Source organism: Kitasatospora sp. NPDC038210 (assembly GCF_055600605.1).
Genome location: NZ_JBVJYK010000017.1, coordinates 137,454 through 147,239 on the forward strand (window position 1 = coordinate 137,454; position 9,786 = coordinate 147,239).

The 9,786-nt window shown below is 72.8% G+C and carries 10 protein-coding genes and 1 pseudogene; 9 read left to right on the forward strand and 2 right to left on the reverse strand.

The annotated features are described in order from the left end of the window. Nucleotides 1-26: 26 nt before the first annotated feature. Nucleotides 27-1,169 carry a ferrochelatase gene (locus ACZ7KX_RS30200; protein WP_470329225.1) on the forward strand — a complete coding sequence of 381 codons (1,143 nt, stop codon included), beginning with the start codon at nt 27-29 and terminating at the stop codon, nt 1,167-1,169. Between the two features lie 43 nt (nt 1,170-1,212). Beyond that, entirely contained in the window at nt 1,213-2,031 is an 819-nt protein-coding gene (locus ACZ7KX_RS30205) for an inositol monophosphatase family protein (RefSeq protein ID WP_470329226.1), read from the forward strand. A 186-nt stretch (nt 2,032-2,217) separates the two neighbouring features. Here the strand turns inward: ACZ7KX_RS30205 and ACZ7KX_RS30210 are convergent, their stop codons facing one another. Continuing rightward, nucleotides 2,218-2,403 (reverse strand): hypothetical protein, encoded by a 186-nt coding sequence (locus ACZ7KX_RS30210; protein ID WP_030057688.1) that lies wholly within the window; start codon nt 2,401-2,403, stop codon nt 2,218-2,220. 443 nt (nt 2,404-2,846) lie between these two features. Here ACZ7KX_RS30210 and ACZ7KX_RS30215 point away from each other — a divergent pair, with 443 nt between their 5' ends. The 4 genes from ACZ7KX_RS30215 to ACZ7KX_RS30230 all read left to right on the forward strand — a co-directional run bounded on the left by ACZ7KX_RS30215 (nt 2,847) and on the right by ACZ7KX_RS30230 (nt 6,930). Continuing rightward, nucleotides 2,847-3,500 (forward strand): response regulator transcription factor, encoded by a 654-nt coding sequence (locus tag ACZ7KX_RS30215; RefSeq protein ID WP_030057689.1) that lies wholly within the window; start codon nt 2,847-2,849, stop codon nt 3,498-3,500. Nucleotides 3,501-3,649: 149 nt separating this feature from the next. Continuing rightward, complete coding sequence (locus ACZ7KX_RS30220) at nt 3,650-4,951, forward strand: sensor histidine kinase (protein ID WP_470329227.1); 1,302 nt, start codon at nt 3,650-3,652, stop codon at nt 4,949-4,951. Between the two features lie 223 nt (nt 4,952-5,174). Beyond that, complete coding sequence (locus ACZ7KX_RS30225; RefSeq protein WP_470329228.1) at nt 5,175-6,158, forward strand: acyl-ACP desaturase; 984 nt, start codon at nt 5,175-5,177, stop codon at nt 6,156-6,158. Between the two features lie 472 nt (nt 6,159-6,630). Continuing rightward, entirely contained in the window at nt 6,631-6,930 is a 300-nt protein-coding gene (locus ACZ7KX_RS30230; protein WP_030057692.1) for a DUF4193 domain-containing protein, read from the forward strand. A 244-nt stretch (nt 6,931-7,174) separates the two neighbouring features. On the opposite strand, the gene ACZ7KX_RS30235 is transcribed toward ACZ7KX_RS30230, so the two are convergent. Further along, nucleotides 7,175-7,624 (reverse strand): DUF3093 domain-containing protein, encoded by a 450-nt coding sequence (locus ACZ7KX_RS30235; RefSeq protein WP_396549746.1) that lies wholly within the window; start codon nt 7,622-7,624, stop codon nt 7,175-7,177. A 135-nt stretch (nt 7,625-7,759) separates the two neighbouring features. Here ACZ7KX_RS30235 and ACZ7KX_RS30240 point away from each other — a divergent pair, with 135 nt between their 5' ends. From ACZ7KX_RS30240 to ACZ7KX_RS30250, 3 genes and pseudogenes are all read left to right on the forward strand, one after another. Further along, entirely contained in the window at nt 7,760-8,338 is a 579-nt protein-coding gene (locus ACZ7KX_RS30240) for a PaaI family thioesterase (RefSeq protein ID WP_402804930.1), read from the forward strand. Then, nucleotides 8,335-8,869, forward strand: a pseudogene (gene dut, locus ACZ7KX_RS30245) (dUTP diphosphatase). Before ACZ7KX_RS30240 ends, dut begins: the two are co-directional and overlap by 4 nt. Nucleotides 8,870-8,871: 2 nt before the next feature. Continuing rightward, nucleotides 8,872-9,675 carry a DUF3710 domain-containing protein gene (locus ACZ7KX_RS30250; RefSeq protein ID WP_350523311.1) on the forward strand — a complete coding sequence of 268 codons (804 nt, stop codon included), beginning with the start codon at nt 8,872-8,874 and terminating at the stop codon, nt 9,673-9,675. Nucleotides 9,676-9,786: the final 111 nt, after the last annotated feature.

The following is a 9,786-nucleotide window of genomic DNA, read 5'->3' on the forward strand; positions in this document are numbered from 1 at the left end:
GGCCCCTCAGTGGCAGGATCGGTGCCATGTCCGACGCGCGCAAACCCGCTCCCTCCGGCGCCGCTCCGTACGACGCCCTGCTGCTCCTGTCCTTCGGCGGGCCCGAGGCCCCCGAGGAGGTCGTCCCGTTCCTGGAGAACGTCACCCGCGGCCGCGGGATCCCCAAGGAACGGCTGAAGGAGGTGGGCAAGCACTACTTCATGTTCGGCGGGGTCAGTCCGATCAACGAGCAGAACCGCGAACTGCTCGCCGGGCTGCGCAAGGACTTCGCCGAGCACGGGCTGGACCTGCCGGTCTACTGGGGCAACCGGAACTGGGCGCCCTACCTGGTCGACACCCTGCGGGAGATGGCGGCCGACGGGCACCGCCGGATCGCGGTGCTCGCCACCAGCGCCTACGCCGGTTACTCGGGCTGCCGACAGTACCGGGAGAACCTCGCCGACGCGCTGGCCGCCCTGGCGGAGGAGGGCGTGCCCGCCCTGCGGGTCGACAAACTGCGGCACTTCCACAACCACCCCGGCTTCGTCGAGCCGATGATCGACGCCACCCTGGCCGCGCTGGCGGAGCTGCCCGAGACCGTCCGGGCCGGCGCCCGGCTGGCGTTCACCACGCACTCGATCCCGGACTCCATGGCCGAGACGTCGGGAGCCCCGGACGACCCGGCCCGCGGCACGCCGGGCGGCGCCTACGTCGCCCAGCACCTGGACGTGGCCCGGCTGATCGCCGCGGCCGTCGCCGAGCGCACCGGCGTCGCCGACCGGCCCTGGGCGCTGGTGTTCCAGAGCCGCAGCGGAGCCCCGCACACCCCGTGGCTGGAACCGGACATCTGCGACCACCTGGAGACCCGGCAGGCAGAGGGCGCGCCCGCCGTGGTGATGGTCCCGATCGGCTTCGTCTCCGACCACATGGAGGTCAAGTACGACCTCGACACCGAGGCCGTCGCCAAGGCCGCCGAACTCGGTCTGCCGGTGGCCCGGGCGGCCACCGTCGGCGCCGACCCCCGGTTCACCGCCGCCGTCCGCGACCTCGTCCTGGAGCGGGCCGCCACCGAACGCGGCGAGGACGTGACCCGCTGCGCCCTCGGCGCGCTGGGCCCCGGCCACGACGTGTGCGCGATCGCCTGCTGCCCCAACCCGCGCGCGCCGCGCCCGGCCGTCGCCGAGTGCTGAACCCGCCCGACCCGTCGTTCCCGCCGCTACGGAGGAGAATCCCGTGACCGCCCCTGCCCAGCCCGACGACCGGCTCCTCGACGACCTGCTGGACGTCGCCCTGGACGCGGCCCGGCAGGCCGGCATCCTGCTGCGCGACGGCCGCCCGGCCGACCTCGGCGTGGCCGGCACCAAGAGCAGCCCGGTCGACGTCGTCACCGAGATGGACCTCGCCTCCGAGAAGCTCGTGCTGGAGCTGATCACCGACCGCCGCCCGGCCGACGGCTACCTCGGCGAGGAGGGCGCCGAACGGCCCGGCACCAGTGGGGTCCGCTGGGTCGTGGACCCGCTCGACGGCACGGTCAACTACCTGTACGGGCTGCCCTCCTGGGCGGTCAGCGTGGCCGCCGAGGTGGACGGCCGGGCGGTCGTGGGCGTGGTGTACGCCCCGGCGCGCGACGAGCTGTTCCACGCTGTCCTGGGCCGCGGTGCCCGACTGAACGGCCGGCCGCTCTCGGCCCGCCCGGCCCCGCCGTGGGGCCAGGCGCTGATCGCCACGGGCTTCAACTACGTCCAGTCGGTGCGGGTGCGCCAGGCCGAGGTCCTGCTGGCACTGATGCCCGAGGTGCGGGACATCCGCCGGGGCGGGGCGGCGGCGGTCGACCTGTGCGACGTCGCCGCCGGGCGGCTGGACGGCTACTACGAGCGCGGCCTCGCCCCCTGGGACCGCGCCGCCGGGTGCCTGATCGCCGCCGAGGCCGGCGCCCTGACCGGCGGCCGCCCCGGGCACGGACCGGACCGCGAGCTGACCGTGGCCGCCGCCCCGGGCGTGTACGAGCCGCTGCAGGAGCGCCTGGCCGCGCTGCGCGCCTGGGCGGACTGAGGGCGGACCGACCGGCTCCGGCCGGTCCGGCCCCGCGGGCCCGGACCGGCCGCACCGGGCCCCCGGGCGGTCCCGGGCATGCGAAGAGCCCTGACATACGGGGGATGCCAGGGCCTGGGTTTCGCACGGCCCCCGCAGGGCCGCAGGTGCCGGAGTGCCGGCGACGGGTCGGTGGTGCCGAACGGGTCAGGCAGCGGTGCGGTGGCGCTCCAGCACCGTGTCCACGCCGTGTTCGGCGGCGAGTCGGCGGAGGTCGTCCAGCTCGGACTGCTCCACCTCGGCGAGGAACTCGTCCCCGGCCTCGATCGCGCGGTGCAGATCCTGCTCGGCGTTGGCTATGCGCTGCAGGATTCCGGCCTTGAAGGCGTCCATACGGGCCCCCTTACTGTGTCGGACGTGCACGGTCGTGCGTTCTCCGTCCCGAGGAAGGTCCAGCCGGTGAAAGCGCCCAGGCCGGAAACGGTGGTTCTCCGGTCGGACGCGGAGACGGCCTGCGGCCGCTCCCGGTGATGTCCCAACCCCAGGGCCGGCGCGGACGAAACGCACGGCGGGTGGGTGCGACCGGCCAACAGCCAGATCGCGGGTGTGCAGCTGTCCTCCCCCGGGTGGGGGCCGGGAAACCTCCGGGCGGAAGAAAGTTGCCCGTGTCACAGTCCAAGCGGAGTGGTACCGACACGAACGGTCATCGCCGCGGACCCGGGACCCGTGCCCGAGCGGCAGCTTATCGCTGCTTTACCGCAGGACCAGGCAGGATGGAGGCACCGTCGGAGCCGCGCGTCCGCTTCCGGGGCCGGCCTGGAGAAGGGACAACGACCGTGCGGGTTCTCGTCGTCGAGGACGAGCAGCTGCTTGCCGAGGCCGTCGCGACCGGCCTGCGCCGCGAGGCGATGGCCGTCGACGTGGTGTACGACGGGGAGGCCGCGCTCCAGCGCATCGCGGTCAACGACTACGACGTGGTGGTCCTGGACCGCGACCTCCCGCTGGTCCACGGCGACGACGTCTGCCGCAAGGTGGTCGAGCAGGGCCTGGCGACCCGGGTGATCATGCTGACCGCCTCCGGCGACATCAGCGACCGGGTCGAGGGCCTGGAGATCGGCGCGGACGACTACCTTCCGAAGCCGTTCGCCTTCAGCGAACTCGTCGCCCGGGTAAGGGCGCTGGGGCGCCGCGCGACCATCCCGCTGCCCCCGGTGCTGGAGCGCGCCGGCATCTCGCTCGACCCCGGCCGGCGCGAGGTGATCCGCGACGGACGCACCGTCCAGCTCGCCCCCAAGGAGTTCGCCGTCCTGGAGGTGCTGATGCGGGCAGGTGGCGCCGTCGTCTCCGCCGAGCAGCTGCTGGAGAAGGCCTGGGACGAGCACACCGACCCGTTCACCAACGTCGTGCGCGTCACCGTGATGACGCTGCGCCGCAAGCTCGGCGACCCGCCGGTGATCGTCACCGTGCCGGGCTCCGGCTACCGGATCTGACCGGATCCACCCCCGGATCCGACCGGATCCGACCCACCGGATTCCAACGAAGCGGGGCCCGGCCCCGGACTCCCGTCACGGGAGGGCCGGGACCCCCGGGATTCCCCCACCCCGCGCCCGCCCCCGGCGGACGCCCCGAGAGGACGATCATGACCACCCCGCCCCCGGCCGGCGGGCCCTCCGGCGCGCCCGCCGGCGGCCCGCGCGCCGTACCGCCCAAGCCCGTGCACCCCCCGCACGCGGCCCGGTCGAACCAGACCTACGTCCCCGGTGACGGCGTGCTCGCCTGGCTGCCCTTCCGCCCCACCATCCGGATGCGGCTCACCCTGCTCTACGGCGGGATGTTCCTGATGGCCGGCGTGGTGCTGCTGCTGGTGATGTACTTCTTCGTCCAGCAGGCCCTCCAGGAGGTCGGCCAGCCGCACCTGGTGCTCAACGGACCGGGCATCTCGGTGCGGACGCCCGACAACCTCACCCTGAACAGCCAGTCCGCGCTCGACCAGTGGCTGAACGACTACAAGGCCTACCAGGCCAGCCAGGCGCTCAACACCCTGCTGCGCAAGCTGCTCACCGTCCTCGTCTGCCTCGCCGTGATCGCCTTCGCAGCCGGCTACGCGATGGCCGGCCGGGTGCTGCGCCCGCTCGGCCGGATCACCCGCACCGCCCGCGACGTCGCCTCCTCCGACCTGCACCGCCGGATCGAGCTGGACGGCCCGGACGACGAGCTCAAGGAGCTCGCCGACACCTTCGACGACATGCTGGACCGGCTGGACCGCTCCTTCGACTCCCAGCGCCGCTTCGTCGCCAACGCCTCGCACGAGCTGCGCACCCCGCTGGCGATCAACCGCACGCTGCTGGAGGTCCAGCTCTCCGACCCGGCCGCCTCGCCCGACCTGCAACAGCTGGGCAAGACCCTGCTGGCCACCAACGAGCGCAGCGAACAACTGGTCGAGGGCCTGCTGCTGCTCGCCCGCAGCGAGAACGAGCTGACCGACCGCCGCCCGGTGGAGCTGTCCGAGGTGGCCACCCGGGCGCTGGAGCAGAGCCGCTCCGAGGCGGACAAGCGCGAGGTCGAGCTGCGCTCGAAGCTCGATCCGGCCGTGGTCGGGGGCAACGGCGTGCTGCTGGAGCGGCTGGCGCTCAACCTGTTGCAGAACGCGGTGCGGTACAACACCGCGGGCGGCTGGGTCGAGCTGGCCACCGCCGAGGTGCCGGGCGGCGGCGAGCTGGTGGTCTCCAACACCGGCCCGGTGGTGCCGGGGTACGAGCTGGAGCACATCTTCGAGCCGTTCCGCCGGGTCAAGGGCGCCGACCGCACCCGCAGCGACAAGGGGGTCGGCCTCGGCCTGTCCATCGTCCGCTCAGTGGTGCGCGCCCACGGCGGCACCATCGAGGCCACCGCGCGCGCCGGCGGGGGACTCACCATGCGGGTCCGCATCCCCTCACCGTAGGTTCCCCGCCCGGAGCAGGCAGGAAGAGCGAGCCGCCCCCGTCAGGCCGTCAAGACGACATAAGGCCTGGCGGGGGCGGCTTGTCTTTTGTGGCCCGAGCAACTTACGGTGTCGTAACCTACGCAACCGTAAGTGCATCCGTCGGCGCGCCCGCCGACACCGCACGACGTGTGCCCGCCCTACGCGCCCGTCCCCGCGCGTGCCGTCCCCCAGGAGCAAGCCCGTGACCATCGCCCCTGTGCAGAGCAGCACCTCGCTCGGATCGAGCGGCTGGACCGACGCGCGGCTGATCCTGGCCCTCGAAGAGGTCGTGGAGAAGGAGCTCAACCGCCACCTGGCCGTGGCCAAGGAGTGGATGCCCCACGAGTTCGTCCCGTGGAGCCAGGGCCGTGACTTCGACGGCGTGCTGGGCGGCGAGGCCTGGTCCCTCGACCAGTCGCAGGTGACCGCGCTGGGCCGCGTCTCGCTGGTGGTGAACCTGCTGACCGAGGACAACCTCCCCAGCTACCACCACGAGATCGCGACCATGTTCGGCCGCGAGGGCGCCTGGGGCACCTGGGTGCACCGCTGGACGGCCGAGGAGGGCCGCCACGGCATAGCCATCCGCGACTACCTGCTCGCCACCCGGGCCGTCGACCCGGTGGAGCTGGAGCGGGCCCGGATGAACCACATGTCCGAGGGCTTCGAGTCCGACAACGCGCACAGCATGCTGCACTCCGTCGCGTACGTGGCCTTCCAGGAGCTCGCCACCCGCATCGCGCACCGCAACACCGGCAAGTACGCCGGCGACCCGCTCTGCGAGCAGCTCCTGGCGAAGATCGCCAACGACGAGAACCTGCACATGGTCTTCTACCGGAACCTGCTGAAGGCCGCCCTGGAGATCGCCCCCGACCAGGCCATGCGGGCCATCGCCGACGTGGTCACGGACTTCCGCATGCCCGGCCACGGCATCCCCGGCTTCGAGCGTGCCGCCGCGCAGATCGCCCTCGGCGGGGTGTACAACCTGCGCATCCACCACGACGACGTGCTGCAGCCGGTGCTGCGCAACCTCAAGGTGATGGAGATCGGCGGCCTGGGCCCGGAGGGTGTGCTGGCGCAGAACGAGCTGGGCGTCTTCCTGGACGGGCTGGACTCGCAGGCGCGGAAGTTCGAGGAGCGCCAGGCCGCGATGCAGGCCCGTCGGGCGGCCCGGCGCAGCGCCGAGTAGGGCGCTCCCGCGAGCGGTCGGAGTGGGTGGATTTTCCGTGGTTTGCCCCGGAAGATTCTGAACGTGACCAAGCTCACACCGTGTCGCTCCACGGTGTCGGTCAACCCCGGAGAGTGATCGCCCGGTCGGGTGTGACGATCGCTTTCCGTGACCGGATTCCAGGCCCGTGCGGACCTGTCGGATCGGTCGGAAGCCCCGGTGGGCAAGGGTGCGGGCGGGTGCCTGTGCCATCCTTGCTCACTGTGCGTGTATGGTTCGCCGGGCCCGGGAAGGGGCGGCGATGGCCCAGCGTGAGGCCTTCCACAGCCCCGGGGATCACCCCGATGGACCCCGGGCTGAGTGTCGATTGAGTAACAGGGCTTGAAGTAAGGCAAAATCTCCGCCTCGGGTCGGGCACAAGACCGACCCCCCATGCGTTACGTGCGCTGGAGATACCGCACACACCGCACAACCCGGAGGGGGAGAGCGAAAAATGGCAACCGACTACGACACCCCACGCAAGACCGACGACGAGCTCAACGAAGACAGCATCGAGGAACTCAAGGCTCGGCGGAACGACAAGGGCGGCGGCTCCGTCGACGTCGACGAGTTCGACGCCGCCGAGGGCATGGAGCTGCCCGGCGCCGACCTCTCGAACGAGGAGCTCGCCGTCCGGGTGCTGCCGAAGCAGGCAGACGAGTTCACCTGCATGAGCTGCTTCCTGGTCCACCACCGCAGCCAGCTCTACAGCGAGAAGAACGGCAACCCGATCTGCCGGGACTGCGGCGCCTGAGCACCGCGGCGGACAGGGCCCGGTGCCCGCGGCTCCCGCGGGACCGGCACACCGCTCCTTCCGGCCCCGGGCAGCGGGGCCGGACGGCAGTTCCGGGGGCCGTCCTCACGGACGGGCCCGGTAGGACGGAGTCGGCCGACGCGTCGGCCCGTACGAAGTCGTAGGGACGGTCCCGCAGCAGCGGAACCGTCCCTCTCCGTTATCCGGTCTCGTTCGGCCCCGGCAGGGCCCCGCGCCGGCCCGCTCAGGTCCGGGCGCCCCGCCGGGCCTCCTCCAGCGCCTCCGCCAGCTTCATCGGCGAGCGGGTCGACAGGTAGAGGTACGGCGTCGGGTCGGCGGGGTCGCTCACCTCGACCCGCAGCGCCGTCGGGACGTAGCTGCGCAGCAGCATGAAGGCGCGCGGATCGGCCTTCGGGCCGCGCCAGGCCGCCGCCTCGGCGGGGCTCAGCGCCTGCGCGGTGCCGAGCGCGTCCACCGGGATCCGGGCCGGTCCGGCGACCAGCGAGCCCTGGACCACGCGGATCCGGGCCGAGCCGTAGCTGCTGATCGCGACGGCGCCGGCGGCGATGCCGGCCACCAGTCCGACCAGCGCGGCCGGGCCGCTGACTCGGATCAGGATCAGCGCGAGCGTGAGGCCCACTGCGACCGGGAGCAGCCACCAGGAGCGCGGCACCGTGAGGCGTTCGTCGTACATGCCCCCATTGTGGGCGTCCTGACGCCGGGCACGGGACGCCACCCCCACCCGGGGCCCACCTACCCCTCGGTAGGGTTGGGCACCGTGACCGGTACGACAGCCCCCACCGCCCCCGACGGCCGGCCGACGCCCGCGATGCCGCCGTCCCCGACGACCCCGCCGCCGGACGCCGTCCTGCCGCCGCGCGCCCCCGAGGCGCCGGCCCCCGGCACCCGGCTCGGCTCCCACTACGAGCACTGCTTCGGCTGCGGCCCGCAGCACCCCGGCGGCCTGCGGATCGACGCGGTCGCCGGCGAGGGACTCGACGTCACGGCCGAGTTCACCGTCCGGGACGTCCACCAGGGCGGTCCCGGCCTGGCCCACGGCGGCGTGCTGACCACCGCCATGGACGAGACCCTCGGCACGCTCAACTGGCTGCTGCACGCCCCCGCCGTGACCGGCCGGCTGGAGACCGACTTCCTCTCCCCGGTGCCGGTCGACTCGGTGCTGCACCTGCGCGCCTGGATCACCGGCGTGCACGGCCGCAAGATCTACAGCGCCGCCGAGGCGCGGATCGGCGGGCCGGACGGGCCGGTCGCGGTACGCGCTCAGGCGCTCTTCATCCAGGTGAAGCTGGAACACTTCACCACGCACGGTCGTGCCGAGGACATCGACAGGGTCCTCGACGACCCGGATCTGATGAAGCGCGCACGAGCCTTTGAGGTGAACCCTTGAGCGACACCCCCCGACCGCAGCTGGACGTCCTGATCAAGCGCATCGACCCCGAGCTGCCGCTGCCCGCCTACGCGCAGCCCGGGGACGCCGGCGCCGACCTGCGCACCACCGTCGACGCCGAGCTGGCCCCCGGCGAGCGGATCGTGCTGCCCACCGGCGTCGCCATCGCCCTCCCGGACGGCTACGCGGCCTTCGTCCACCCCCGCTCCGGGCTCGCAGCTCGTTGCGGAGTTGCTCTCGTGAACGCCCCGGGGACGGTCGATGCCGGGTACCGTGGAGAGATCAAGGTGATCGTCGTCAATCTGGACCCGCGCGAGGGAGTCAGCTTCCGCCGAGGGGACCGGATCGCCCAGCTGGTCATCCAGCAGGTCGAGAAGGCCCGCTTCCACGAGGTGGAGGAGCTGCCCGGGTCGGCACGCGCCGAGGGCGGGTTCGGGTCGACCGGCGGCCATGCCGCGGTCTAGCATGCCCGCGGCCTCGCAGGAAGCCGAGCAGGTATTCGCATCGGTCTTGGACCGGGAAGGACAGTGACCGTGTTCCGTCGTCGCCAGAAGAGCGAGGACGCTGTCGAGCAGCTCGCCGACGACGCCATCAGCGCCGACGAGACGGCCGATGACGTCGAAGGTTCCGCCGAGAGCGAGAACGTGACCGAGCTGGACCCGGCCGACAGGGTCGGCCTGCCGCCGGCTCCCCGGCCGGACGGTCCGTGGGACCACTCGGAGCTGGAGAACCCCGAGGAGGGACGAGTCGACCTCGGGGGTCTGCTGGTCCCCGGTGTCGAGGGCATGGAGCTGCGCGTCGAGGTCGCCGGTGACGCGATCGTGGCCGCCACCCTCGTGCTCGGCAACAGCGCCATCCAGCTCCAGGCCTTCGCGGCCCCGAAGTCCGAGGGCATCTGGGGCGAGGTCCGCGAGGAGATCGCCAACGGCATCACCTCGCAGGGCGGCCTCATCGAGGAGGAGGAGGGCCCGCTCGGCTGGCACCTCCGCGCCCAGGTCCCGGTGCAGCTGCCGGACGGCACCCAGGGTGTCCAGCTGGTGCGGTTCGTCGGCTGCGACGGCCCGCGCTGGTTCCTGCGCGGTGTGATCTCGGGTCAGGCCGCGGTACAGCCGGAGATGGCCGGGATCCTGGAGCAGGTGTTCCGTCAGACGGTCGTCGTCCGCGGCGAGGCCCCGATGGCTCCGCGCGACCCGATCGTGCTGAAGCTTCCCGAGGACGCCCAGATGGTGGCCGACGGTGGTGGGGCGGCCGCCACCGCCGGTGAGGGCGACAACCGCTTCGGCGGCACCTCGCTCGACCCGTTCGCGCGCGGTCCGGAGATCACCGAGGTCCGCTGATCGGTCGTGACCGGCCCGGATCGCCCCCGCCCGGACTCCCGGGCGGGGGCGATTTGCATGTGGTGGGCCGGTCCCCGTACAGTTCCGGAGTCGCCGCGGGAGACCGGGGTG

Coding starts and splice junctions, on each gene's coding strand:
- ACZ7KX_RS30200 (WP_470329225.1), top strand. CDS start 27: ATGTCCGACGCGCGCAAACCCGCTCCCTCCGGCGCCGCTCCGTACGAC.
- ACZ7KX_RS30240 (WP_402804930.1), top strand. CDS start 7,760: ATGCCGCCGTCCCCGACGACCCCGCCGCCGGACGCCGTCCTGCCGCCG.
- ACZ7KX_RS30230 (WP_030057692.1), top strand. CDS start 6,631: ATGGCAACCGACTACGACACCCCACGCAAGACCGACGACGAGCTCAAC.
- ACZ7KX_RS30235 (WP_396549746.1), bottom strand. CDS start 7,624: ATGTACGACGAACGCCTCACGGTGCCGCGCTCCTGGTGGCTGCTCCCG.
- ACZ7KX_RS30210 (WP_030057688.1), bottom strand. CDS start 2,403: ATGGACGCCTTCAAGGCCGGAATCCTGCAGCGCATAGCCAACGCCGAG.
- ACZ7KX_RS30220 (WP_470329227.1), top strand. CDS start 3,650: ATGACCACCCCGCCCCCGGCCGGCGGGCCCTCCGGCGCGCCCGCCGGC.